We start from the raw sequence: 24,570 nt of genomic DNA on the forward strand, positions 1-24,570 counted from the left end.
GCCGCCGGGGGATCGGGTGAGCGGCTGCCTGACCGGCGGGCCGGCTACTCGCTCGTCTTCACCTCGCCCTTCCTGGCGGCCTCGGCCACCCGGAGGACGGCGCTCTTCGCGGTCTCACGAGCGGATCGCGCCTCCGCTCCGGAGGGGGTGAATCGGTGCGCATCGCTGAGGCCCGGGTCCTGCTGGAGGATGCGCTGGTGGAGGTCCTCGATGTCCGGGCCCGGGTCGGCCCCGAGCTCGTCGGCCAGCCGTTTCCGCAGTTCGGCGAACGCGCCGAGAGCTTCGGCCGACCGGCCGGCGCGATGACAGGCCAGCATGAGCAGGCCGGTGAGCTGCTCGTCGGGCGCCCCGGCACTGGCGAGATCCAGGATTTCCGGGACGAGCCGCGCGTGGTGCCCGAGCCGTAGCTCGGCCTCCAGGCAGTCGATCACCGCGGCGCGATGTTCCGCCTGCAGCTTGGTCCGGGCGTTCGCCGCGGACTGACCGGTCAGGCCGCTGAGCGGCTCGCCGGCCCGCAGGCCGCGGGTGCCCCACTGCCGAAGGGCGTCACGCAGGATCCGTACGGCCTGCTCGTCGTCCCGGCAGATCAGCGGCTGGGCGTCGTTCACCAGATCGCGGAAGCGGTACACGTCGACCTGGTTCCGGTCGGCCAGCAACCGATAACCGCCCTGGTACTTGGGCAGCATGTCACCCAACCCCGGCCCGCTGGAATGGCCCAGATGAGCACGCAGGTCACTCGCATAGTGCTGGATGACCTTGCGCGCGCTGCTTATCGGCTCCGCGCCCCAGATCTTGTCGATCAGCTCCTCCATGGTGACCGGCCGCGCCCCCGCCAGCAGGAGTAAAGCCAGCATCAAACGTTGTTTTCGGTCACCGACATAAACCCGCACACCGTCCCGGTACGCCTCCACGCCGTTCAACAATCGAAACTGCATCGCCCAACTCCTTCGTCGTGCGCGTATTGGATATGACTAAAAGCATTCATAGAATTCCTCTGGCAGCCCTGGGGGGCCCAAGGCTCCCCGAAACGAACAGGGGAGAAATAATGGGCACTGCCAAGGAAATCCGGTCGGCGCGCGCCGCATGGTTCAAGGCGACCTTCAGTGACAACGGCGGCGGCTGCGTGGAGGTCGCTTTGGGTGAAGACGAGGTCGCGGTCCGCGATTCCAAGGACCCCGAGGGGCCCGTCCTCTACTTCAGTGGCGCGGAGTGGGGCGCGTTTCTCGCCGGGGTGCACGCCGGCGAGTTCGACCTGAGGTGAGGGCCGAGCTCCGCGGCGGACGCGGCGAGGCACGGGTCACCGGGCCGTGGCGCGGACGTCGGCGCTGACCCCGGCGAGGAACTCCCGCGCCTCGTCGTCGAAGATGGCCATCTCGCTCAGCAGGGACCACTGCCGCTGATAGACCGCGATGTCGTCGGCGTGTCCGGCGGTCAATCTCACATGCGCCGTCTCTATCTCCACAAAAGTATCCGCCGCGCTGCCGTCGCTCTCGTAGACGGTGAAACCATGCGGTGGGCAGACAAGTGCTTCTGTGTTGTGCGGTATCAACCCGATGCTGACGTTCTCCAGGGTGCTGAGTGAGGCTATCCGGTCCAATTGGGCCAGGAGGAGTTTGGGCGGTCCCGGGCGGCACCTCAGGGCCGCCTCGGTAATGAGGAATTCGAAACTCCGGCTTTCCTCATAGAGTGCGAGCTGTCGTTGCAAACGAGCCGAGACGGCCATGGACAGTGCGCTCTCGGAGTACGGCGGGTCGAACAGCGAGAAGACGCGCCGGGCGTACTCGGCGGTCTGCAACAGCCCCGGGACGAGGGTGGGCTGGAATCCGCGTATCAGTTGCGCCTGGTCTTCCTGCTCCCGGATCTCGTCCTGCAGGTGCGCCTGCCGCTGTAGCGCGGCCCGCCAGGTGTGCATCTCGGTGAACGCCGCTTCGGTGAGATCGGTCAGCCATTCCCTGGTCTGCGTCGAGGCCTCCACCGCCGCGCCCCATGCCGTCACTTCCGGCAGTGAAGGGATCACGGTCCCGGACTCGATGCGTGACACCTTGGACTGGCTGATGCCGACCCGGTGCGCCAGGTCTCGCCCGGAGATCCCGGCCTGGTCACGCAGGCGCCGCAGTTCCGTCGCGAGACGCTCGCGCTTGGTGCGGTGTTCGGCGCCGTCACTCGCGACTGTGTTCATCCGCTCAGCACCCTCGACAGCATCCGGCGCACCCATTCCCTACGAACCAGTTTGATGCCAATTGATGAAGCACTAAATCAGCTAATGTCGCATACGTCAAACCAGGGCGAGCTGCCGCCTCGCCCTGGTAGTAGCGAGGATCGCTGGTCAAGGCGTCGCCGCCGCAAGCTCGATGATTCAGAATGATTCAGCGCCAGGTGACGGGAGGGGCAGTCAACGAACGAGTACGCGACGCCACTGCGTCGTTCTGCGCGGAGCGCCACCGGCGGGTGCATCACAGTGATGCGGGGCTCGGAACACACATCGAGGGGAAACACAGATGTTCAGCAGAAACACTCTGCTCCGCAACACGGGCATGGCCCTGGGGTTCGTCACCGTGCTGTTCGCCGGCGCCACAGCGCTGGCCGGTCCGGCGTCGGCAGCGACGGTCAACGCGCAGGTGGACGGGACCAGGATCCTCGTCAACGGCAGCGCGGTGGCCGACGGGATCGACGTCAGCTCCCTCGGCGGTTTCATCACCGTCGGCAACACGCTGGGATCGGTCGCCGCCGGCCCCGGCTGCCAGCAACTGGGGGCAGGGGTGCGCTGCCCGGCGAGCGGGATCACCCGCGTCGACGTGTTCGCGGGGGCCGGCAACGACGCGATCCGCAACAACACCACCCTGCCGAGCACGCTGTCCGGCGACAACGGCGCCGACACGGTCAACGGCGGCTCCAAGGCCGACCTGCTCGCGGGGGGCTTCGGTGACGACGTGATCAACGGGGGTGCGGGCGACGACCAGATCCGTGGTCTGGCCGGCAACGACCGGCTGAGCGGTGGCGTCGGGATCGACCGGATCGACGGCGGTGGCGACACCGACAGTTGCAACGGCGAAAGCGAGATCAACTGCGAGCTGTAGGCTCCGGGCCCGGCCACCGCGTTCTGCGCGCCGCGGTGGCCGGGCAGCCAGAGATACGTGCGCGGGCGATAACCGGTTCATGCCCAGTAGAACGCGCCCAACGGAAACTGACCAGACCTCAAGCCATACGGCTTAGCTCCCAGGGGTCGTGCGCGGAGAACACCTCCACTCCATGCACGTTCGCCAGGTCCCGCAGCCGGGCCTGGCTCGTCAGCCGCGACTCCTCGTCCACCTGCGAGTCGAGCTGCACGATGTCCATCAGCGGATGCGAGAGCGGCTCGTCGGGTGACAGCTCGCGGTGGTAGAAGTAGGCGTCACCGGCGTGCAGCAGCCACCGGTCGCCGTCCCTGACCGCCACACCCGCGTGGCCCAGGGTGTGCCCGCCGAGCGGCACCATCAGGAAGTCCGTGGAGAACGTCGAAGGCCGTACGCCCTCGACCCCGTACCAGGTGTCACCGGTGCCGGGATAGGTGACCCAGCGCGGGCCGTGCGCCCAGTGGCTGGGGCGGTAGCGGCGGTTCGGCGCCTCCGTGAGCGCCGCCTGCAGCTCGGCCGCCATGACGTGCACCTCGGCCTGCGGGAAGTCGGGCAGCCCGCCGCTGTGGTCGACGTCCAGGTGGGTCAGCAGGATGTGGCGTACGTCCGCCGGGTCGTGGCCGAGCGCGGCGATCTGCCGGACGGCGGTCTCCGCAGGCAGGAGCGCGGGCCCGACCAGCTCGACCCACTCGGTTTCGAGCGTCTCGCCGGGCCGTGTCACGTCGTCCAGCCCCAGCCCCGCCTCCACCAGCACGAGCCCCGAGTCGGGGGTCTCGACGAGCAGGGCGTGGCAGACGGCGGGCGCGGAGGGCAGGGACTCGGTCGAATCGATCTCGCGCATCGAGCCGAGGTTGAGGTGATGAATTTTCATGTGTCCTAGACTCCTACTTGAAGCGCGGTTCAAGTCAAGGAGCGAGTGTGGACGAGACGTTGCTGGACATCGGAGAGGTGGCGCGGCAGTCCGGTCTGGCGCCGTCGGCCCTGCGGTTCTACGAGCGCAAGGGGCTCATCACGGCCGTCGGACGCAACGGCCTGCGCCGCACGTACCTGCCCGCGACACTCGAACGGCTGGCGCTGGTCACCTGCGCGCGCGACGCCGGGTTCACGCTCGCCGAGATCGCCGCGTTCCTGCGCGCCGGGCCGTCCGACGCCGTGCTGCGTGAGGGGATGGCCGCCAAGGAGCGCGCGGTGGACGAGCGGATCGCGCAACTCACCCGGCTGCGTGACAGCCTGCGTCACGCGGCGGTCTGCGACCACGACCCGCTCGTCGAATGCCCCGCCTTCAAGCAGGCCATCCGCCGCGTCAGCGCCCCTTAGAAGGACCGGGCGTCAGGCCGCGCTCACATACTGCCTCGGCCGCAGCGCGTGGGCGCGGAGCGCGGCCAGGGCCGCGAGCTGACCGGGCCGGGTCACCCGTACGGCGAGATCGTCGGCGAACGCCAGGCCGAGCGCGGTCAGCTGCCCGACCAGCTCGATGACCGGTGTGGCGATGTCCTCAAGGTTCGTCGCCGGATGCCAGCCCTCGCCGCCGACCACCTCCGCCACCCGCTCGCGCAGCTCGGCCGGCGACATCAGCGCGCCGTCGGCGAGCAGCATGAGCGCGGCCTCACGCGCCGAGACCTCGAACTCGTGCTCGCCCCTGGCCAGGAGCAGCCGGGTGACCGCGTCCCACATGGCCTCGGGCGAGTCGAGCAGCCGCCTGCCGTGTTCGGTGATCGACAGCCGGGCGCCGTCGCGGCTGATCGCACCCAGGTCCCGTTCGGCCAGCTCGCGCAGCCGGAGCGCCTCCGCCGACGGGGCCAGCCGCATGGGCAGGCTCCCTTCCGAGGCGGCCAGCGACAGCAGGCCGTGGAGCCCGGGCAGCGGCTGGACCGACACCGGAGCGTGCAGTCGCACCTCGAACGGCTGGGCCAGCTCCCGCCGGGCCGGACCGCGGCCGAGCACCCAGCGGTTGAGCCGCTCACCGTGTACGCGGTGCAGCCAGCTGTCGCCGCCGAGCTCGGTCCGTGGCTCGGTCAGCCAGCGCTTGGTGAGCGCGCCGGGATCGACGCTCTCGCCCGAGATGATCGCCAGCTCCAGCGCCGCGGAGCAGGCGACGTGCGCGCCCAGCTCCTCGGGGCCCATGATCATGCTCCACTGCAGATCGGGCACGTCGGGTGGGAGCACGCCGGTGGCTTCGAGCGCCACCTGGTAAGCGCTCGTGCCCGCGTCCTCGCCCTCGCGGGCGTAGGTACGCAGGATCTGCGTCGTGGTCGTCGACTCACAGAGCGCGGCGTAGCGTTCGAGCCCGCCGAGCTGCAGCAGCCGGCCGAGGGAATGGGCCAGCCGCACGTGGTCGCCGCCGACCTTGAGCGGCAACGTGTACCAGAGGAACTCGCAGACGTCGAGCTGAGTAACCGTCTCCAGCGGCTCCCCGCCGGTCAACCACTCCACGGCGGTCCTGGCCTCTTCGGCCAGATCCGGCTCGGAGCGCTCCAACTCGGCGAGCAGGGCGGTGACGTCTGGTGCACTCATGCCTCGAAGTTTGCCGTATCGACCCCGGGCCTGACGATGACCGAAACCGGTGCGTATTGGGTCTTGCACTGCGACTACCCTATGAAATTAGTAAATATGGAACTGTAACCGGGTCATATCCACCGCTTGTCGAAGAGCATCCTTGCCTTCCACTCGGTGTAGGGGATCAGCTCGGCGGACAAAACCGGATGCAGCCACCAGAAGTTGATCAGTGCCAGAAGCGCGAACGCGCCGACGGCCGCAGCCCCGAGCGTTCGCCTCAACGGTACAGCCCCACCCGCCGTCTTCGCTGAGGGGCCTATCAGCAAACCCGCGCACAGCGTGATGGCCAGCACCATGAACGGCACCATCGGCACCGCGTAGAACAGGAACATCGTGCGGTTCTGGGCGATGGCGAAGTAGAACCAGGGCAGCCAGCCCATCGCGTAGGCCAGCAGCACCGCGCCGGCCCGCCAGTCACGCGTGGCGACGTACCAGGCGATCAGGCCGATCAGCGCGGCCAGCGCGCCGAACCAGATCACCGGGGTGCCCACGCCGAGCACGGCCTCGGAGCAGTCCTTGGCGCCGCAGGCGGTCTGTTTGCCCTCGTAGTAGAAGGCGACCGGGCGCAGCAGCAGCGGCCACTGCCACGGATCCGACATGTACGGATGCGAGGTCGCCAGCCCGTTGTGGAAGGAGAAGACCTGCCACTGGTACTGGACCCACGATCGCATCGAGTCGAAGACGAAGTAGATCGGGCCCGACGAGGTGGCCTGGTCCCAGTTGCGGCCGTAGCCGGTCGCGGTGGCGAACCAGCCGACCCAGGTGGCCATGTACGTCACGAACGGGACCAGCGCGAAGGCGGCCAGGCCGGTCGGCACGTCCTTGGCGAGGGCGCCGGCATAAGGCTGGCGCAGGCCGACTGCCCGCCGCGCGCCGAAGTCCCACAGCAGCGACATGACGGCGAAGGCCACCGCGAAGAACAGTCCCGACCACTTGACCCCCATGGCGGCCCCGAGGCAGACGCCCGCGGCGATCCGCCACGGCCGCAGCCCCAGCCAGGGCCCCTGCGGCGACAGCGGCGACGTCTCGTACCAGTCGATCAGCCGCTCGCGCGCCCGGTCGCGGTCGACCACCAGGCAGGCGAACCCGGCCAGCACCCAGAACATCAGGAAGATGTCCAGCAGCGCCGTGCGCGACAGCACGAAGTGCAGCCCGTCGAGGGCGAGCAGGAGCCCGGCGAAGCAGCCGAGCAGCGTCGAGCGGGTCATCCGGCGGGCCACCCGGGCCAGGATGAGGATCGACAGCGTCCCGATGACCGCCGCGGCGAACCGCCAGCCGTAGGGGTTCATGCCGAACAGCCACTCGCCCGCGCCGATCATCCACTTGCCCAGCGGCGGGTGGACGACATAGGAGGCGCACTTGTCGAGTGTCGCCTCGGTGCACTTCTGCCAGATGTCGGTGTTGCTGGCGATGAGCGCCTTGTCGGCGTCCTTGATCGTGACCCGTTCCACGAGCCACGTGATCAGCGAATAGCCGTCCTTGGCGTAATAGGTCTCGTCGAAGACCACGGCGTTGGGGTGGCCGAGCCCCATGAAGCGCAGCACCCCGCCGAAGACGGTGACGAGCAGCGGCCCCAGCCAGCCCCACAGCACGCTGCCGCGCATCGGCGGGACCAGGCGATCTCGGATGGATCGTGTCCCGGGACTGCTCTCGTCCGCCGCCGGTTGGCCATCCGACTGGCCAAAGGTTTGGTACGGGAAATCGGTCACCGCCATTCGGACATCGTACGGGCCTCAAGCCAGTGCTTACCCAGGAAACAGGGTCTTATCGGCATGCCCTGCCACAATGGCCGGGTGACAGTAGAGGGCAAGTTGGTGCTGGCAGGGGCCCCCATCGGACAGGCGGGTGACGTTTCGCCACGGCTGCGCGAGGTGCTCGAGAAGGCGGACGTGGTGGCGGCGGAGGACACCAGACGGCTGCGGAGGCTGGCCAACGAGCTCGGCGTGGAGATCGGCGGGCGGGTGGTCTCCTACTACGACGCCAACGAGGCCGGACGCGCGGCGGAGCTCGTCGAGATCCTCAAGCAGGGGCAGACGGTGGTGGTCATCACCGACGCCGGCATGCCGGGCGTGTCGGACCCCGGATACCGCCTCACGCACCTGGCGGTCGAGGAGGGCATCACGGTCACCGCGCTGCCGGGCCCGAGCGCCGTCACCACCGCGCTGGCCGTCTCCGGCCTGGCGAGCGACCGGTTCTGCTTCGAGGGCTTCCCACCGCGCAAACCGGGCGAGCGGGGCCGCCGTCTGGCGGCGCTGGCCAAGGAGGAGCGCACGATGGTGTTCTTCGAGGCGCCCCACCGGCTCCAGAGCTCGCTGGAGGCGATGGCGGAGGCGTTCGGTCAGGAGAGGAGGGCCGCGGTCTGCCGCGAGCTCACCAAGACCTACGAGGAGGTACGGCGCGGCGGTCTGGGCGAGCTGGCCGCCTGGGCGGCGGCGGGCGTCAAGGGCGAGATCACCGTGGTCGTCGCCGGTCACGTCATGGACGACACCGAGCCCGACATCGAGTCGCTGGTCGCGGAGGTGGACCGCCGGGTGGCCGGTGGGGAGCTGCGCAAGGTGGCCGTCGCCGACGTGGCCAAGGAGGCGGGTCTGCCCAAGCGGGAGCTCTACGACGCGGTTCACAGGAGATCACCCACGCCATAGGGTGCACATCGTGAAGAATTGGGGGTCTTCCGCCCACAGGCTGGTGCCGCCGATGCAGGGAACCGCCCTGTGGGGGTGGCTGGGCCCGATCGCGGTCGCCCTGTTCGGCGGGATACTCAGGTTCGTCAGGCTGAGCGAGCCGCGGGCCGTCGTCTTCGACGAGACGTACTACCTCAAGGACGCCTACTCGCTGCTCAGGTTCGGGGTGGAGCGGCTCACGCTCGGCGACAACAAGAACCCGGTGGCCGACCGCCGGCTGATGACCGGCGACCTCGACATCTTCAAGCACTGCCCCAATACGACGGATTGCGCCTCGTTCGTCGCCCACCCGCCGCTGGGCAAGTGGATGATCGGGCTGGGGGAGTGGCTGTTCGGCGTGAACCCGTTCGGCTGGCGGTTCGCCGCGGCGGTCGTGGGGACGCTGTCGATCCTCATCCTGGCCCGCGTGGCCCGCCGGATGACCCGCTCGACGCTGCTCGGCTGCCTGGGCGGGCTGCTGCTCTCGCTGGACGGGCTGCATCTGGTGCTGTCGCGGACGGCGCTGCTGGACATCTTCCTGATGTTCTGGGTGCTGGCCGGGTTCGCCTGCCTGGTGGCCGACCGCGACTGGTCACGGCGGCGCCTGGCCGACTGGTACGACAGCTCGCCGCTCACCCCGGCCGGGCCGCGGCTGGGCCTGCGGCCGTGGCGGCTGGCCGCCGGGGTCTGCCTGGGCGCGGCCTGCGCGGTGAAGTGGTCGGGGCTGTTCTTCCTGGTCGCGTTCGCGGTCATGAGCCTGCTGTGGGACATGGGGGCCAGGCGGGCCGTCGGGTTGCGCCGGCCGTACCAGGGGGCGCTCTCGCTGGACGCGCCGTCGTGGCTGGCCGCGCTCGGGCTGGTGCCCGCGCTGACCTTCGTGGCCTCGTGGACGGGGTGGTTCGTCACCGCGGGCGGCTACGGGCGCAACTGGGACCAGGCGACGTCGTCGGGGCCGATGTTCTTCGTCGTCGACTCGGTGCGGTCGTGGCTGCAGTATCAGGTGCAGGTGCTCGGCTATCACACCGGCCTGCACGACTACCACCCGTACAAGTCGGATCCGTGGACCTGGCCGATGCTGCTGCGGCCGGTCTCCTTCTTCTACCCGACGGACCTGCCGGGCTCGGCGTGCGGGGCCGACAAGTGCTCGCAGGCCGTGGTGGGGGCGGGCACGCCCGCGCTCTGGTACGCCGCCGCGCTGGCCCTGCTGGGACTCATCGCCTGGTACGTCGCCACGCGCGACTGGCGAGCCGGGGCGGTGCTGCTGGCCTACGCCGCCGGCTGGCTGCCCTGGTTCTACTACGCCATCGCCGACAAGCGGACGATGTACCTCTTCTACATGATCCCCGTGGTGCCGTTCATGGTGCTGGCGCTCGTCCTGGTCGCGGGGCTGGTGATCGGGAAGGAGAGCGCCTCACCCGCACGGCGGGCGGTGGGGGCCGCGGCCGTGGGGGCGTTCACGCTGATCGTGCTGATCAACTTCTGGTGGCTCTATCCGGTGCTGGTGGCCGAGACGCTCACGCAGGCACAGTGGTGGGCTCGGATGCTGACGCGTTCTTGGGTCGAGCGCGCACCCAAGTGACGCCGCGGCGCAGGGTGATCGCCGCCGCGATGCAGGCCAGAGGGACCGCCGGCAGAACATAGCGGTAGTCGAACTCCGCCGTCGCGGCGGGCGCGAGCAGCAGGCCGAACGCGCCGAGCCAGGGCAGGATCACCGGGCCGCCGAACTTGCGCCAGCGGACCACCGTGCCGTACAGGCCGATCAGCATCACGCCGCCCAGCACGATGCCGGGGAGGTAGACCACCTGCTGGTAGCCGCTCATGATCTGCGCCCATGGCGCGACGATCCTCGTCTCCGGCGGGCCCTGCTCGTATGTGTAGGCGTCGGTGTCGGTCCTGCCCTGGAAGGAGGGCCACTGGGGCAGGCGCTTGGGATTGCCGCTGTCATCGAGCTCGTAGAACGGGATGAAGCGATACATGTTGTAAGTCTTCTCATCAGGGAAGCGCGGCCTGCCCCAGTTGAAGGCGCGGAAGAAGTCGCGCGCGACCACCTTCAGATAGTCGCCGGGCTGCGAGACGATCGCCCGTGTGGCGAACGCGCTGGCGGCCTCGTTGGTGATGTCGGTGAACTTCTTGCCCGCGCCCCAGCGGTGCAGCACCTCGCCGGTGCCCTGGCCGTCACCGTTGCCCTGGCCCCACAGGTACCACTGCGCGTAGTCCTTGCGCTGATTGACCGGATCGTTGATGCACAGCAGGAGCATCTGGAGCTCCCGGTATTTGTCGATGTGCATCTTGTTGCAGTCGGCGAAGATCGCCGTGCGCATGTAGAGGATGAGCCCGTCGCTGTTGGTCATCGCGAATTTGCCGAAGTTTGTGGAGAACCAACCCATGTAGGCCAGGACCGGAACCGCGCAGGCCATGATCACGGACACGATCGCCTTCCACCCGGTCCGCTTGATCAGCAGGTAGGCGACGACCAGGACGAGGATCGGCAGGCCGATCGAGCGGGTCAGCGCGGTCAGCGCGAGCAGCAGCCCGACGACCACGCCCAGCTTCCACGACATCCGCCGGTTCCACAGGACCATCGTGACCACGCCCACGACCAGCAGTGTGAACAGCGTGTCGGACATGACGAGCTGTTCGAGCTGGATCTGGTAGGCGTCGAACAGCACCGGGACGGCCGCGAGCGTCGCCCCCCATTTCGGCAGGCCGAATTTCCGGCGCAGCAACGCGTAGATGAGCGCGCCCGTGGCCAGGCCCATCAGGTGCTGGGACAGGGTCACCAAGGAGAAGCTGTGGAACGGCTTGAGCAGCAGCAGCCAGAACCCGTAACCGTCGGGCCGGATGGGGTGTGGCCTGGGGTGCAGCGCGACGGAGACGTACTCGTAGGAGTCGTTGAACCACATCGCCGGGCCGTACCCGAGCATGGTGACGAGCCGCAGCACCCCGCCCAAGGCGAATGCGGCGGCGAACACCCGATGACGGCCCAGGAACGCCAGCGCGCGCGCCGGCCAGCCAGGAGCGGAGGGGTCCACAGGGGTAATCTCCGCAGCGCTCACCATGCTGTAAAGAATGCCAGTCGTTTTTAGGACTTGACCCGACCACCCTGGGGCACAGGGCATGATGGTGGGCTGGAAGAGCCTTAACTGAAGGGTTGAGACGTGGAACTGACGGTGGTCATGCCCTGCCTCAACGAGGCGGAGACCGTGGAAGTCTGTGTACGCAAGGCACTGGCGTGCATGGAAGAGCACGGCATCGAGGGCGAAGTCCTGATCGCCGACAACGGCAGCACGGACGGCTCGCAGCAGCTCGCCCGTGACGCCGGTGCTCGCGTCGTCCACGTCGATGAGAAGGGTTACGGCAACGCGCTCATGGGCGGCATCCGTGCCGCACGTGGCAAATACGTCATCATGGGCGATGCCGACGACTCCTACGACTTCACCTCGTTGCTCCCGTTCGTCGAGCAACTGCGCGACGGTGCCGATCTCGTGATGGGCAACCGGTTCAAGGGGGGCATCGCGCCTGGCGCCATGCCGCCGCTCCACCGCTACCTGGGCAACCCGGTGCTGTCGTTCATCGGCCGGCTGTTCTTCCCGTCGGCCATCGGCGACTTCCACTGCGGCCTGCGCGGCTTCCGGCGCGACTCGATCCTGCGGCTCCAGCTGCAGACGGGCGGCATGGAGTTCGCCTCCGAGATGGTGGTCCGCTCCACGCTGTCGGGCCTCGACGTGCGCGAGGTGCCCACGACGCTGTCACCCGACGGCCGCTCCCGGCCGCCGCACCTGCGCTCCTGGCGTGACGGCTGGCGCCACCTGCGCTTCCTCATGCTGTACAGCCCCAAGTGGCTGTTCTTCTACCCCGGCCTGCTGCTGATGGTGCTCGGGCTGGTCGCGGGCACGGCGCTGACGTTCGGCCCCGTCGAGATCGGCGAGCTGGCCTTCGACGTCGACACCCTGGTCGGGGCGTCGGCGGCGGTGGTGATCGGCTTCCAGGCCGCGCTGTTCGCGCTGTTCACCAAGGTCTACGCGGCCGAGGAGGGCTTCCTGCCCGAGTCGCAACGCGTGCGCAAGCTCATCGACATCGTCACGCTGGAGAAGGGCCTGGTGGTCGGCGGGTTGCTGGCCCTGGCCGGTCTCGTCGGCCTGGTGATGTCGCTGGTGCACTGGCAGGTCCGCAGCTTCGGCTCGCTCGACCCGCGTGAGTCGCTGCGCATCGTCGTGCCGTCGGCCACGGCGCTCATCATGAGTTTCCAGACCATTTTCGCGGCGCTGTTCATCAGCATCCTGGGCATCCGCCGCACCCGCGAGAGCTCGATAGACGTCGCCGCCAAGGTGGCCGAGGAGGCGGCCGAGGCCGTGTCCCGCGAGGAGTCCACGACGCGTTGATCATTCGCCTCGTGCCGGGATTCGGTACGAGGCGACCGCGGTCGCACCGTAGGCTTGGCCTATGTCCCAGCACATCTTGACCGCCGTAGCGTGGCCGTACGCTAACGGCCCTCGCCACATCGGGCACGTATCCGGATTCGGCGTGCCGTCCGACGTCTTCAGCCGCTACCAGCGGATGGCGGGCAACAAGGTGCTGATGGTGTCCGGCACCGACGAGCACGGCACGCCCATCCAGGTGCAGGCCGACAAGGAGGGCGTGACCGCCCGCGAGCTCGCCGACCGCTACAACCGGGTGATCGCCGAAGACCTGACCGGCCTGGGGCTGTCCTACGACCTGTTCACCCGCACGACGACGAAGAACCACTACGCCGTCGCGCAGGCGATCTTCAAGGGCCTCTACGACAACGGCTACATCTTCCCCAAGACCACGATGGGCGCGATCTCCCCGTCCACCGGACGCACCCTGCCCGACCGTTACGTCGAGGGCACCTGCCCCATCTGCGGCTACGACGGTGCCCGCGGCGACCAGTGCGACAACTGCGGCAACCAGCTCGACCCGATCCAGCTCATCAACCCCAAGAGCCGCATCAACGGCGAGACGCCGATCTTCGTCGAGACCGAGCACTTCATGCTCGACCTGCCCGCCTTCGCCGAGGTGCTCGGCTCCTACCTGCAGTCCAAGCAGGGCGAGTGGCGGCCCAACGTGCTCAAGTTCGCCCTCAACCTGCTCGGCGACCTGCAGCCGCGGGCGATCAGCCGCGACCTCGACTGGGGCGTGCCGATCCCGCTCGACGGCTGGCGCGACCAGCCCAACAAGCGGCTCTACGTCTGGTTCGACGCCGTCATCGGCTACCTGTCCGCGTCCATCGAGTGGGCCAAGCGCTCCGGCGACCCCGACGCGTGGCGCCAGTGGTGGCAGAACCCCGACGCCCGCGGCTACTACTTCATGGGCAAGGACAACATCGTCTTCCACGCCGAGATCTGGCCCGCGATGCTGTTCGGCTACAACGGTCAGGGCGCCAGGGGCGGCTCCCCGGGGTCGCTGGGCGCGCTCAACGTGCCGTCCGAGGTGGTCTCCAGCGAGTTTTTGACCATGGAGGGCAAGAAGTTCTCCTCCTCCCGGCAGGTCGTCATCTACGTCCGCGACTTCCTGGCCCGCTACGACGCCGACGCGCTGCGCTACTACATCTCCGTGGCCGGTCCGGAAAACCAGGACACCGACTTCACCTGGCAGGAGTTCGTCAACCGCAACAACGGCGAGCTCGTCGCGGCCTGGGGCAACCTGGTCAACCGGTCGATCTCCATGGCGGCCAAGAACTTCGGCGCGATTCCCGAGGCCGGTGAGCTGACCGACGCCGACCGGGCGCTGCTTGAGCGCTCGCGCAACGCCTTCGGACCGGTGGGCGCCGAGCTCAACCGTTCACGGTTCAAGAACGCCATCACCGAGGCGTTCGACGTGGTCCGCGACGCCAACCGCTACCTGGCCGAGCAGGAGCCGTGGAAGCTCAAGGACGACGCGGAGCGGCAGAAGTCGATCCTGCACGTCGCCCTCCAGGTGGTCGACGACGCCAAGACGATGCTCACGCCGTTCCTGCCCGGCTCGTCCAACAAGGTCCACGCGATGCTCGGCGGCGAGGGCGTCTGGTCCGGCATGCCGGAGATGCACGACGTCGACGAGGACGGTGGCACCCCCTACCCGGTGATCACCGGCGACTACCAGGGCGCGGCCCAGTGGGAGCACCGGCAGATCAAGCCCGGCACCCCGCTCGCGCCGCCGGTGCCGCTGTTCAAGAAGCTCGACCCGAAGGTCGTGGACGAGGAGCTGGCCCGGCTGGCCGACTGATCTCGTAGTCCTTGAGCCTGATGGCGGCGGCCGTCTTCCGCGCGGACCGCGCCATCAGGCCCTTCCACGGCAGGTACGGCATCAGCTTGTAGTTCTGGTTCATGAACCAGAGCATGAACCTGTTCTCCGGCACCATGAACTTACTGACGCCCTCGCCCATCTTCTGGCAGGCGAGCACGTAGTCGCGCATGGCCGCCTCGTACCCGGCGAAGGCGGTCCGGTGGTCGCCGGTTGCCGCCAGCTCGCCCGCCAGCACGTACGCGCCCACCATGGCGAGCCCGGTGCCCATGCCCGACAGCGGCGAGGGGCACCAGGCGGCGTCGCCGAGCAGCACGACCCGGCCGCGTGACCAGCGGTCCATCCGCACCTGGGCGATGGCGTCGAAGTAGAAGTCGCCGGCCCGCCGCATGTCGCGCAGCAGCCGGGGAGCCTCCCAGCCGACGCCCGCCATCGCCTGCTCCAGCAGGTCCTGCTGCCTGCGGCTGTCACGGCGGTCATAGGTCAGCTCCGGCGAGCCGAACCAGAACATGGCCTTGGCCTCGGTGTTCTGCCTGGCGCTGTAGAGGGCGACCATCCTGCCCGGTGTGCCGTAGGCCTGGCCGCTGTAGTCGAGGCCGAGGTAGTTCTCCGTCGTGAAGATCGCGCAGTACAGGCCCAGGTACGACAGGAACTGCCGTTCGGGACCGAAGGCCAGCTCACGCACTTTCGAGTGCAGGCCGTCGGCGCCGACCACCAGGTCGAAGCGCCTGCTCGGCCCCCGCTCGAACGTGACCGTGACCCCGTCGGCGTCCTCGTCGAGCGCGGCGACGGAGTCGTCGAAGATGTACTCGGTGTGGTCCTTGGTGAGGTCGTAGAGGATCTCGGCGAGGTCACCGCGCAGGATCTCGACGTCGCCGGCGAACAGGTCGGCCGGCAGGGCGCTCAGCTTCTTGCCTGCCTCGTTGACGTTCCACATGGCACCCATGTGGGTCTGCCGTCGCTGAATTTCCTGGAATATGCCCATCTTGCGGAGCACAGTGAGGTGGACGTCGCCGCGGAAGTCGACCGAGTAGCCGCCGTCACGCAGGGCGGGCGCCCGTTCGACGATCGTGGTGGAGTGTCCGGAGCGGTTGAGCCAGTAGGCCAGGGCGGGACCGGCGACGCTGGCGCCGGAGAGCAGAATGTCCATGCGGCCGAGCATCGCGGGGCGCGCTCACCGCGGTCTCACCCCGAGCTCACCGGGCAGGGTGGCGATCAGGCGCAGCGGTGAGGAGTCGATCGCCGCATCGGACACACCCGCCAGGAGGGCCGCCTGGAAGTGGGTGAGTGCCGCGCCTTCGGTCCAGGCCCGCTCGTACGCCTCGTCGCCCAGGACGGCCCGCACCCGGGCGGAGACGTCCGCGCTTACCGGCGTGTCGAGCCGGATCCCGCTGAGCACCGCGGTGGCGGCCCCCAGCAACTTGGCGGCCGACCGAGCACCGCCGTCGTCGAGGAGCGCGAGCCGGGCGAGTGACTCGAACGCCCGGGCGCTCTCCGGCATCGCGCCCGTCGCGAGCGCGGCCTCGATCGCCCGCCGGTGCCAGGCCCCGGCCGCGTGCGGGTCGCCGTCAGCCTCCGCGAGGCGTCCCAGGCCGACCAGGAGCCGGATCCTGCTGCCCGCACTCCTGAGCCACCGGGGATCCGAGCGCCGCAGCGCCTCCTCGTGCAGCTCCCGCGCCCTGACCAGGTCGCCCTCCTCCAGGGCCACGTCGCCGAGCCCGCGCAGCGCCGACGCCACGTTCGTCGGCACGCCCACGCGCCGGGCCAGTTCGGCGGCGCGCTCGTAGTCGGCCCTGGCGGCGGCGGGGTCGGCGTGCAGGTGGTGATCGCCCCGGTTGCACAGCAGATCGGCCAGGTCCTCGGTCGCGTCCAGCTCCTCGGCCAGCACGATCGCCTCGTCAGTGCGGGCCAGCGCGGTGTCCCGGTCGCCGTGGATGCCCGCCAGCCAGGCCAGCGCGTCGAGCGAGATCATCGACCCCCACCGGTCGCCGAGCGCGCGCAGGGCGTCGAGCGCCGAGATCAGGTCGGCCTGTGCCTGGGCGTACTCGCCGCGAGCCATCAGCGAATAGGCCCACATCATCCGGGCCATGGCGCGCTCCCACGGGTCGGGACTCGTCGTGGCCCTGGCCAGCACCGCGAGAGTCGGCTCGGGGGCGTGCATGGCCGCTGTGATCATCGGCCACAGGAACGTGAGAACCGGGTAGTCCCGCGCCCCCTCTCCAGCCGACACGATCGCGTCGGCCACGGCGGAGTGGCGGGCCCACAGCTCCCCGGCCCCCTCGCCGCCGGCCACGGTCAGCAGGCAGAGCACGTACGCGTCGCCGAGCTCCGGATCCGGCGCCGGCCCGGCCGCCTCCAGCAGGGCGACGGCCGAGGCTCTGGCGGTGCCGCGCATCCCGCGCATCCACAGGTAGGCGGACTGCGCCGCCAGCAGCCGCATGCCGAGCCGCACCTCGCCCGCCTCGGCCGCCCAGCGCAGGGCCGTACGGAGGTTGTCGTGCTCGGCGGACAGCGACTCCAGCCAGTCGAGCTGCTCGGCCGCGCGCAGGTGCGGGTCGGCCCGCTGCGCCAGGCCGAGGAAGTACGTCGCATGCGCCCGCTGTACGGATGCCTTGTCGGCGAGCTGCTCGGCGCAGAAGGCGCGGATGGTCTCCAGCATGCGGTAGCGGCCGGCGGCCACGTTCACCAGCGACTTGTCGGCCAGCGAGTCGAGCAGTTCCTCGGCGTCGGGCAGGCCGCACACCTCGGCGGCGGCCGTCGCGGTGGCGCCGCCGGAGAAGACCGTGAGGCGGGCCGCCATCGCGCGTTCGGGCTCGGTCAGCAGCTCCCAGCTCCACGCGACGACCGCGCGGAGCGTCTGATGTCGTGCGTCGGCGGTACGGCTGCCGCGTGACAGCAGCCGGAAGCGGTCGGTGCCGGCGAGGCGTTCGGCCAGCTCGGGGGCCTCGTGCGTACGCATGCGGGCAGCAGCCAGCTCGATCGCCAGCGGCAGGCCGTCCAGCGCGGAACAGATCCGCTCGACCGTCTCGTCCGGCGTGAACCCCGGGCGGACCGCCGCCGCCCGGTCGGTGAAGAGACGGACGGCGTCGGCGGGGGCGAGCGGGCGTACCGGCCAGAGGTGCTCGGCCGTGATGCCGAGCGGCTCGCGGCTGGTCGCCAGGATGCGCAGCTGAGGGCAGGCGGCCAGTAACCGCTCCGCGAAGGCGGCGACGCCCTCGATCAGGTGCTCGCAGTTGTCGAGCACGAGCAGCAGCGGGCGCTCGGCGAGGGCGGCGATCAACCGCGACAGGGCTGCGGACTCGGCCGTGCCCGTGCCCGTGCCCGTGCCAGCGCCCGTGCCCGCGCCCGTGCCTGCGGGCCGACCGGGCAAGGGCTCGGCCGGGCCGCTCAGCAGGCCGCCCTCACGCACGCCCAGCGCGTCGAGCACCGCCTGTGGCAGGCCGGTGCCCTCTGTCAGGGAGGCCAGCTCGGCGAGGCAGGCGTCGGGACGCCGCCCGGCGACCTCGACCGCCAGCCGCGTCTTGCCCGCGCCGCCCGGTCCCAGCAGCGTCACCAGCCGGGCCGAGTCGATGAGCGCGCCGACCGCGGCCAGATCGTAGGCCCGGCCAACCAGGCTGGTGAGCCGAGCCGGCATCCGCGACCGCCCGGAATCACCGGATGCGACCACGATCTGTCCGGTCGGTCCGGCGGTGGCCAGGGCGGGGGTGGGCTGTGGTGTCAGGCGGGTCAGTTCGCCGCGTAGCAGGTTCTGGTGCAGGACGGTCAGTTCGGGTGAGGGGTCGGCGCCCAGCTCGTCGGCCAGTAGCCGCCTTACCTGCTCGTAGACGACCAGCGCCTCGGCCTGGCGGCCGTCCGCGCTCAGGGCCCGCATGAGCTGGCCGCGCAGCCGCTCGCGCAGCGGGTGACGTTCGATCAGCTCGCCGAGCTCCGGGATCGCCGCCCGGTACGCTCCTCGCCGCAGGTCGGCCTCGATCCGGTCCTCCTGAGCGGCCACACGCCGCTCTTCGAGGGGCACGGCATGCGCCGGGTCGAGATCGGCGAGCGCGGTGCCGCGCCACAGGGACAGCGCCTCGCCCAGCAACGCGGCGGCCCGGTCCGGGTCGGCGTCGAGAGCCTGCCGCCCGGCCTCGGCCAGCCGCAGGAACCGGTGCGCGTCGACGTCGCCGGGATCGACGGCCAGCCGGTAACCCGTGGCCGCCCGCTCGACCATGATGCCGTCGCCGCGCAGCCTCGACACCTGGGAGTGCAGGGCGTGCTGGGCGTTCTTGGGCGGCTGCTCGCCGTACAGGACATCGATGAGCCGGTCGTAGGTGACGACCTCGCCGGGCCGGATGAGCAGGAGCGCCAGCAGGGCCCGCCGGGCCCGGCCGCCGAGTGGCACCTCGCCGCCGTCCGCGCGCCAGGCACGGGTGCTGCCGAGGATGCCGAAGCGCATGGAGGTTACTTTAGAGGGCGTGAGCAAGATTCCCAGCCCGCCGGAGCCGCTGTCCGCGCCGGTGTTCGACAGCCACTGCCATCTGGACATCATGGTCGGAAACCGGCAGGCGTCCTCGGGCGATCCGGTGGCGCAGGCGGCACAGGCGGCGTCGGCGAGCGTACGGAGCATCCTCGACGACTCGCGCGCCGTTGGTGTGACCCGGCTTGTCACGATCGGCTACGACCTGCCGTCCTCCCGGTGGAACGCCGAGGCGGCGGCGGAGCACGAGGGGATCTACGCCGGCGTCGCGATCCATCCCAACGAGGCGCACGCGGCCACGCCCGAGACGCTGGCCGAGATCGAGGCGCTGGCCGGGCGCGACGAGGTGCGGGCGGTGGGGGAGACGGGGCTGGACTACTACCGTGACTGGGCGGCCAAGGACGACCAGCACGCGAGCTTCCGGGCGCACATCGAGATCGCCAAGCGCACCGGCAAGGCGCTGGTCATCCACGACCGCGACGCGCACGACGACGTGCTGAAGGTGCTGGCCGCCGAGGGCGCGCCGCCGGTGGTGGTGTTCCACAGCTTCTCGGGCGATGCTGAAATGGCGAAAAAGTGCACCGAAGCCGGATATTTCATGTCTTTTTCTGGGCCGGTGACCTACAAGAACGCCTCCTACCTCCGGGAGGCGGCCCAGGTCGCGCCGATGGAGCTCATGCTGGTCGAGACCGACGCTCCTTACCTGCCGCCCGTGCCGTACCGGGGCAAGCCCAACGCGCCCTACCTCATCCCGCTCACCCTGCGCTGCCTGGCGGAGGTCAAGGGAGTCCATCCGGATGAGCTGTGCGAGGCCATCAGCGTCAACGGAGTCTCGGTCTTCGGAGAGTGGTGACCATCTTTCCGTGAACCGGTGGAGGCGACGGCGCGGGCGCCACTAACGTCGAGCCGCCCGAAGCCGCTACCGGAGGTCGACCGTGCGAGGAAAGAGGCGCGCCCCACGCCCTCGGATTGCCTGGCGCTCGCCGTGGACACCGGTGTTCTGCCTGCTCGCGGTCATGGCCGTGGGCGGGATCGTGACCGTCGCGACCCTGGTCAAGAGCGTGGTGCTGGTCGTCGACGGCAAGCAGATCGCGCTGCGCAGCTTCGCCGGCTCGGTGCGGGAGGTCCTCGGCGAGGCCGGTGTGCCGGTGGGGTCTGGCGACTCCGTACGACCGGCCGGGCAGGAGAAGCTCGTCGACGGCACGTGGATCGAGGTGCGCCACGCCCGTCCCATCACCCTGACCGTCGACGGGCGCACCACCCAGCACCTGGTGACCGCCACGAACGTCGGCGACGCGCTGGCCGAGCTCGACATCAGCCCGGCCGGCGGCAGACTGTCGGTCCCGCCGGGCCGGAACGTGCCGCTGTCCGGCCTCTCGCTCTCGATGTACACGCGACGTGAGGTGTACGTAGAGACGGGCGGCGTCCGGACGGCGACCACGACCACCGGCCGTACCGTCCGCGAGGTGCTCAGGCAGCGCCGCGTCCCGCTGCACCGCGGCTACCGGGTACGGCCGCCGCTCGACAGCTTCCCGGCGCAGGGGACCGTCATCAGGGTCAGCCCGCCCCCGCCGCCGCACACCGTGATCGTGCCGGCGACCGTGGCGGGGCTCGACTGGGCCGCGCTGGCCCAGTGCATGTCGAACGGCGACCCGCTGGCGGTCAACCCCGCCGGGCCCTATTACGGGATGTACGGATTCAGCCTGCCCATGTGGGCGGCCGTCGGCGGCACCGGGCTGCCGCATACCTGGCCGGCGGAGGAGCAGACCTATCGGGCACAGCTCCTCTACCAGTTGGTCGGCGGCCGGTGGCAGGGCCAGTGGCGGGAGTGTGGATCACGGCTTTTCGGCTAGCCGCTTGCCAGCCTGCAACAGGCTCACAACAAGGTGTCGGCCCCTCACGCCCGATGCCCCAACAGCCTCATGAGACGGAATAAGCTCATCCGAGAGGACGGGCTGGCGCCGAGGTAAGGGGAACGGGTGAGCGAGTCTTTCGTGCATCTGCACGTGCACACCGAGTACAGCATGCTTGACGGAGCGGCCAAGATGAAGCCGCTGTTCAAGGAAGCCGAGCGGCTCCAGATGCCCGCCATCGCGATGTCCGACCACGGCAACATGTTCGGTGCGTACGAGTTCCAGAAGGTGGCGAAGGGCAGCCCGGTCAAGCCGATCGTCGGCATCGAGGCCTATGTGGCCCCCGAGAACCGGTTCGTGAAGAAGCCGGTCTTCTGGGGGCAGCGCGCCGAGACCGGCGTGGCCGACGGTGAGGGCGGCAAGGACGTCTCCGGCGGCGGCCGGTTCACCCATATGACCATGTGGGCCAAGAACGCGGACGGGTTGCGCAACCTGTTCCGGCTGTCCTCCTTGGCGTCGTTCGAGGGCTACTACTCCAAGCCCCGCATGGACCAGGACCTGATCTCCAAGCACGCGAACGGGATCATCGCCACCACCGGCTGCCCGTCCGGCGCGGTGCAGACCCGGATCCGGCTCGGCCAGTACGACGAGGCGGTCAGAGTCGCCGGCGAATACCAAGAGATCTTCGGCAAGGACAGCTACTTCCTGGAGCTGATGGACCACGGCATCAGCATCGAGCGGGAGGTCCGCGCCGACCTGCTCCGCCTGGCCAAGCAGCTCAACATCCCGCTCCTGGTCACCAACGACTCCCACTACGTGACGGAGGACCAGGCCGACGCGCACGACAGCCTCCTGTGCGTCGGCGTGGGCAAGAACAAGGACGACCCCAACCGTTTCCGGTTCAACGGGTCGGGCTACTACCTCAAGTCCGCCGACGAGATGCGCAAGCTGTTCGCCGAAATGCCGGAAGCGTGTGACAACACGCTGCTCGTGGCCGAGATGGTGGGCGACTACGGCGACGTGTTCCAGCACGTCGACCGGATGCCGCAGTTCCCCGACGTGCCCGAGGGGGAGACGCAGGAATCCTGGCTGCGCCAGGAAGTGGAGCGCGGCCTGGAGCTGCGTTACGGCACACCCATCCCCGCCGAGGTGATGGAGCGGTATGAGACCGAGATGAAGGTCATCGGTCCCATGGGGTTCTCCTCCTACTTCCTCGTGGTCGCCGACATCTGTAAGTACGCCCGCGACAACGGCATCGCCGTGGGTCCGGGCCGAGGCAGCGCCACCGGCTCGATCGTCGCCTACGCCACCCGCATCACCGAGCTCGACCCGCTGGAGCACGGCCTGCTGTTCGAGCGCTTCCTGAACCCCGAGCGCATCAACCCGCCGGACGTCGACCTCGACTTCGACGACCGCCAGCGGGACCGGATGGTCCAGTATGTGACGCAGAAGTACGGCAGCGAAGCGACCGCCCAGGTCAACACGTTCGGCACGATCAAGGCCAAGGCCGCCGTCAAGGACGCGAGCCGGATTCTCGGCTACCCGTTCGCCATGGGCGACAAGATCACCAAGGCGATGCCGCCGGACGTCATGGGCAAGGGCGTCCCGCTCGCCGACATCTTCAACGAGGACCACCCCCGCTACAACGAGGGCGGTGAGCTCCGCGCCCTGTACGAGAACGACTCGGACGTACGCAAGGTCATCGACACCGGCCGCGGCATCGAGGGCCTGATCCGCGGCACCGGCGTGCACGCGGCCGCGGTCATCCTGTCCTCGGAGCCCCTGCTGGACCTGATCCCCATGCACATGCGGGACAAGGACGGCGTGATCATCACCGGGTTCGACTACCCGTCCTGTGAAGACATGGGCCTGGTCAAGATGGACTTCCTGGGGCTACGAAACCTGGGCATCATCGACCACGCCATCAAGATCATCGAGCAGAACCGGGGCGTCAAACTCGACACCCTGACCCTTCCCCTCGACGACGTGCCCACGTACAAGCTGCTGGCCCGCGGCGACACCCTGGGCGTGTTCCAGCTTGACGGCGGCCCGATGCGGCAGCTCCTGAAGCTGATGGAACCGAGCCGATTCGAGGACATCGCCGCCGTGCTCGCTCTATACCGGCCGGGCCCGATGGCGGCCAACGCGCACACCAACTACGCGCACCGCAAGAACGGCCGTCAGGACATCGACCCCATCCACCCCGAGCTGAAGGAAGCGCTCGAACCGATCCTCGGGCCGACCTTCCACCTGCTCGTCTACCAAGAGCAGATCATGGCCGTCGCCCGCGAGCTGGCCGGCTACACCCTGGGCGGCGCCGACCTGCTGCGTCGCGCCATGGGCAAGAAGAAGAAAGAGATCCTGGACGCCGAGTTCGCCAACTTCCAGGCCGGCATGCACGGCAACGGCTACACCGCCGAGGCCACCCAGGCGCTGTGGGACGTCATGCTGCCGTTCTCCGGATACGCCTTCAACAAGTCCCACACCGCCGGCTACGGCCTCGTCGCCTACTGGACCGCCTACCTCAAGGCCAACTACCCCGCCGAGTACATGGCCGCCCTGCTGACCTCCGTGGGGGACGACAAGGACAAGGCCGCCGTTTATCTGGCCGAGTGCCGCAAGATGGGCATCCAGGTGCTCGCCCCGGACGTGAACGACTCCCAGCTCGACTTCGTCGCGGTCGGCGACGACAAGGTCAGGTTCGGCCTGGGCGCGGTCCGCAACGTCGGTGAGAACGTCGTCGAAGGCATCGTGAAGGCCCGCGCCGAGAAGGGCAGTTACGAGAACTTCAACGACTTCCTCGGCAAGGTGCCGTTGACGGTCTGCAACAAGCGGGTCATCGAATCGCTGATCAAGGCGGGCGCGTTCGACTCGCTCGACCACCAGCGCAAGGCGCTGCTCATGGTGCACGAGCCGGCGGTCGATTCGGTCATCGACATCAAGAAGAACGAGGCCCACGGCCAGGACTCGCTGTTCGGCGGCCCGAGCGACGACGCGGGCACGGCGGCGTTCTCCGTACAGATTCCGGACATGGAGTGGGACAAGAAGACGCGACTGGACTTCGAGCGGGAGATGCTCGGCCTGTACGTGTCGGATCACCCCCTGGCGGGCACGGAGCGGCTCCTGGCCCGCCACCGGGACACCACGATCGCCGAACTGCTCGAAAGCGGCCGTGACGACCGCGGGGACGTCCGGGTGTGCGGCCTGATCACCAAGGTCGACAAGCGGGTCAACAAGGCCGGCAACGTGTGGGCGATCGTCACCGTCGAGGACATGGACGCGGCCATCGAGTGCCTGTTCTTCCCCAGGAGCTACGAGCTGTACGCGCCGGAGCTGCGCGGGGATGCCGTGGTGTCGGTCGGCGGCAAGGTCAACAACCGTGACGGCGCCATCAGCATCTTCGCGGAAGACCTCACCCCACTCGACGTGTCCGGCATCACCAGCGATTCCGGGCATCCCATCACCATCCAGGTGCGCGAGGAACGCCTCACGCAGGAAGCCGTGGAAGAACTCCGTAACGTGCTGAAGCTGCACCAGGGCAACGTGCCGCTGCGGATCAATGTGCAGCGGCTGACCGGGAAGATCATGGTGTGTGCTCTGCCGGAGTTCTCCGTCAATGCCGAACCCAGCTTCGCCGCGGACGTCAAGCAGCTGTTCGGCCCGGAGGCGATCATGATGTAAGTCCGCGG

The 24,570-nt window shown here is 69.2% G+C and carries 18 protein-coding genes; 10 read left to right on the plus strand and 8 right to left on the minus strand.

Going from position 1 to position 24,570, the window contains the following annotated elements; genetic code table 11:
- Window positions 1-44 precede the first annotated feature (44 nt).
- Complete coding sequence (locus AB0B91_RS33895; RefSeq protein ID WP_358328175.1) at window positions 45-854, minus strand: AfsR/SARP family transcriptional regulator; 810 nt, start codon at window positions 852-854, stop codon at window positions 45-47.
- Between the two features lie 191 nt (window positions 855-1,045).
- Here AB0B91_RS33895 and AB0B91_RS33900 point away from each other — a divergent pair, with 191 nt between their 5' ends.
- Entirely contained in the window at window positions 1,046-1,261 is a 216-nt protein-coding gene (locus tag AB0B91_RS33900; protein ID WP_358328178.1) for a DUF397 domain-containing protein, read from the plus strand.
- A 36-nt stretch (window positions 1,262-1,297) separates the two neighbouring features.
- Here the strand turns inward: AB0B91_RS33900 and AB0B91_RS33905 are convergent, their stop codons facing one another.
- Window positions 1,298-2,179 carry a helix-turn-helix transcriptional regulator gene (locus tag AB0B91_RS33905; protein ID WP_358328181.1) on the minus strand — a complete coding sequence of 294 codons (882 nt, stop codon included), beginning with the start codon at window positions 2,177-2,179 and terminating at the stop codon, window positions 1,298-1,300.
- 319 nt (window positions 2,180-2,498) lie between these two features.
- Between AB0B91_RS33905 and AB0B91_RS33910 the strand changes: the two genes are divergently transcribed.
- Complete coding sequence (locus AB0B91_RS33910; RefSeq protein WP_358328184.1) at window positions 2,499-3,077, plus strand: calcium-binding protein; 579 nt, start codon at window positions 2,499-2,501, stop codon at window positions 3,075-3,077.
- Between the two features lie 118 nt (window positions 3,078-3,195).
- Here AB0B91_RS33910 and AB0B91_RS33915 read toward each other — a convergent pair whose 3' ends face one another.
- Window positions 3,196-3,984: an MBL fold metallo-hydrolase gene (locus AB0B91_RS33915; protein WP_358328187.1), complete on the minus strand. Its 789-nt coding sequence runs from the start codon at window positions 3,982-3,984 to the stop codon at window positions 3,196-3,198.
- 47 nt (window positions 3,985-4,031) lie between these two features.
- On the opposite strand from AB0B91_RS33915, the gene AB0B91_RS33920 reads away from it, so the two are divergent.
- The gene (locus AB0B91_RS33920) at window positions 4,032-4,430 is read left to right on the plus strand and encodes a MerR family transcriptional regulator (protein ID WP_358328189.1); all 399 of its coding nucleotides are present in this window, start codon (window positions 4,032-4,034) and stop codon (window positions 4,428-4,430) included.
- 12 nt (window positions 4,431-4,442) lie between these two features.
- Here the strand turns inward: AB0B91_RS33920 and AB0B91_RS33925 are convergent, their stop codons facing one another.
- Window positions 4,443-5,627, minus strand: coding sequence for a hypothetical protein (locus AB0B91_RS33925; RefSeq protein ID WP_358328192.1), 1,185 nt, complete (start codon window positions 5,625-5,627; stop codon window positions 4,443-4,445).
- Window positions 5,628-5,740: 113 nt separating this feature from the next.
- Window positions 5,741-7,273, minus strand: coding sequence for a phospholipid carrier-dependent glycosyltransferase (locus AB0B91_RS33930; protein WP_358328195.1), 1,533 nt, complete (start codon window positions 7,271-7,273; stop codon window positions 5,741-5,743).
- Window positions 7,274-7,462: 189 nt separating this feature from the next.
- Between AB0B91_RS33930 and rsmI the strand changes: the two genes are divergently transcribed.
- Both rsmI and AB0B91_RS33940 read left to right on the plus strand, forming a co-directional pair.
- Window positions 7,463-8,311 carry a 16S rRNA (cytidine(1402)-2'-O)-methyltransferase gene (gene rsmI, locus AB0B91_RS33935; RefSeq protein WP_358328198.1) on the plus strand — a complete coding sequence of 283 codons (849 nt, stop codon included), beginning with the start codon at window positions 7,463-7,465 and terminating at the stop codon, window positions 8,309-8,311.
- Between the two features lie 52 nt (window positions 8,312-8,363).
- Window positions 8,364-9,908 (plus strand): phospholipid carrier-dependent glycosyltransferase, encoded by a 1,545-nt coding sequence (locus AB0B91_RS33940; RefSeq protein ID WP_358328201.1) that lies wholly within the window; start codon window positions 8,364-8,366, stop codon window positions 9,906-9,908.
- On the opposite strand, the gene AB0B91_RS33945 is transcribed toward AB0B91_RS33940, so the two are convergent.
- The gene (locus AB0B91_RS33945; protein ID WP_358328204.1) at window positions 9,844-11,388 is read right to left on the minus strand and encodes a hypothetical protein; all 1,545 of its coding nucleotides are present in this window, start codon (window positions 11,386-11,388) and stop codon (window positions 9,844-9,846) included. The genes AB0B91_RS33940 and AB0B91_RS33945 overlap by 65 nt on opposite strands.
- Before the next feature lie 99 nt (window positions 11,389-11,487).
- Between AB0B91_RS33945 and AB0B91_RS33950 the strand changes: the two genes are divergently transcribed.
- Window positions 11,488-12,711, plus strand: a complete 1,224-nt coding sequence (locus tag AB0B91_RS33950) for a glycosyltransferase family 2 protein (RefSeq protein WP_358328207.1) — start codon at window positions 11,488-11,490, stop codon at window positions 12,709-12,711.
- 61 nt (window positions 12,712-12,772) lie between these two features.
- Window positions 12,773-14,554 (plus strand): methionine--tRNA ligase, encoded by a 1,782-nt coding sequence (metG, locus tag AB0B91_RS33955; RefSeq protein WP_358328210.1) that lies wholly within the window; start codon window positions 12,773-12,775, stop codon window positions 14,552-14,554.
- Here the strand turns inward: metG and AB0B91_RS33960 are convergent.
- The gene (locus AB0B91_RS33960) at window positions 14,499-15,722 is read right to left on the minus strand and encodes an FAD-dependent monooxygenase (RefSeq protein WP_358328213.1); all 1,224 of its coding nucleotides are present in this window, start codon (window positions 15,720-15,722) and stop codon (window positions 14,499-14,501) included. The genes metG and AB0B91_RS33960 overlap by 56 nt on opposite strands.
- Before the next feature lie 24 nt (window positions 15,723-15,746).
- Window positions 15,747-19,007 carry a BTAD domain-containing putative transcriptional regulator gene (locus AB0B91_RS33965; RefSeq protein WP_358328216.1) on the minus strand — a complete coding sequence of 1,087 codons (3,261 nt, stop codon included), beginning with the start codon at window positions 19,005-19,007 and terminating at the stop codon, window positions 15,747-15,749.
- On the opposite strand from AB0B91_RS33965, the gene AB0B91_RS33970 reads away from it, so the two are divergent.
- The 3 genes from AB0B91_RS33970 to dnaE all read left to right on the plus strand — a co-directional run bounded on the left by AB0B91_RS33970 (window position 19,006) and on the right by dnaE (window position 24,562).
- Window positions 19,006-19,881 (plus strand): TatD family hydrolase, encoded by an 876-nt coding sequence (locus AB0B91_RS33970; RefSeq protein WP_358328219.1) that lies wholly within the window; start codon window positions 19,006-19,008, stop codon window positions 19,879-19,881. The two genes, AB0B91_RS33965 and AB0B91_RS33970, sit on opposite strands and share 2 nt — an antisense overlap.
- An 82-nt stretch (window positions 19,882-19,963) precedes the next feature.
- Window positions 19,964-20,881, plus strand: coding sequence for a ubiquitin-like domain-containing protein (locus AB0B91_RS33975; RefSeq protein WP_358328222.1), 918 nt, complete (start codon window positions 19,964-19,966; stop codon window positions 20,879-20,881).
- Between the two features lie 126 nt (window positions 20,882-21,007).
- A complete protein-coding gene (dnaE, locus tag AB0B91_RS33980; protein ID WP_358328225.1) occupies window positions 21,008-24,562 on the plus strand; it encodes a DNA polymerase III subunit alpha in 3,555 nt (1,184 codons plus the stop codon).
- The last annotated feature ends 8 nt before the right edge of the window (window positions 24,563-24,570 follow it).

Origin of the sequence: Nonomuraea sp. NPDC049141 (assembly GCF_040648415.1) — a bacterium.
Classification (GTDB): Bacteria; Actinomycetota; Actinomycetes; order Streptosporangiales; family Streptosporangiaceae; genus Nonomuraea.

Coding starts and splice junctions, on each gene's coding strand:
- AB0B91_RS33930 (WP_358328195.1), bottom strand. CDS start 7,273: ATGCGCGGCAGCGTGCTGTGGGGCTGGCTGGGGCCGCTGCTCGTCACC.
- AB0B91_RS33905 (WP_358328181.1), bottom strand. CDS start 2,179: ATGAACACAGTCGCGAGTGACGGCGCCGAACACCGCACCAAGCGCGAG.
- AB0B91_RS33940 (WP_358328201.1), top strand. CDS start 8,364: ATGCAGGGAACCGCCCTGTGGGGGTGGCTGGGCCCGATCGCGGTCGCC.
- metG (WP_358328210.1), top strand. CDS start 12,773: ATGTCCCAGCACATCTTGACCGCCGTAGCGTGGCCGTACGCTAACGGC.
- AB0B91_RS33900 (WP_358328178.1), top strand. CDS start 1,046: ATGGGCACTGCCAAGGAAATCCGGTCGGCGCGCGCCGCATGGTTCAAG.
- AB0B91_RS33910 (WP_358328184.1), top strand. CDS start 2,499: ATGTTCAGCAGAAACACTCTGCTCCGCAACACGGGCATGGCCCTGGGG.
- AB0B91_RS33895 (WP_358328175.1), bottom strand. CDS start 854: ATGCTGGCTTTACTCCTGCTGGCGGGGGCGCGGCCGGTCACCATGGAG.
- AB0B91_RS33965 (WP_358328216.1), bottom strand. CDS start 19,007: ATGCGCTTCGGCATCCTCGGCAGCACCCGTGCCTGGCGCGCGGACGGC.
- AB0B91_RS33925 (WP_358328192.1), bottom strand. CDS start 5,627: ATGAGTGCACCAGACGTCACCGCCCTGCTCGCCGAGTTGGAGCGCTCC.
- AB0B91_RS33960 (WP_358328213.1), bottom strand. CDS start 15,722: ATGGACATTCTGCTCTCCGGCGCCAGCGTCGCCGGTCCCGCCCTGGCC.
- AB0B91_RS33945 (WP_358328204.1), bottom strand. CDS start 11,388: ATGGTGAGCGCTGCGGAGATTACCCCTGTGGACCCCTCCGCTCCTGGC.
- AB0B91_RS33970 (WP_358328219.1), top strand. CDS start 19,006: ATGGAGGTTACTTTAGAGGGCGTGAGCAAGATTCCCAGCCCGCCGGAG.
- AB0B91_RS33915 (WP_358328187.1), bottom strand. CDS start 3,984: ATGAAAATTCATCACCTCAACCTCGGCTCGATGCGCGAGATCGATTCG.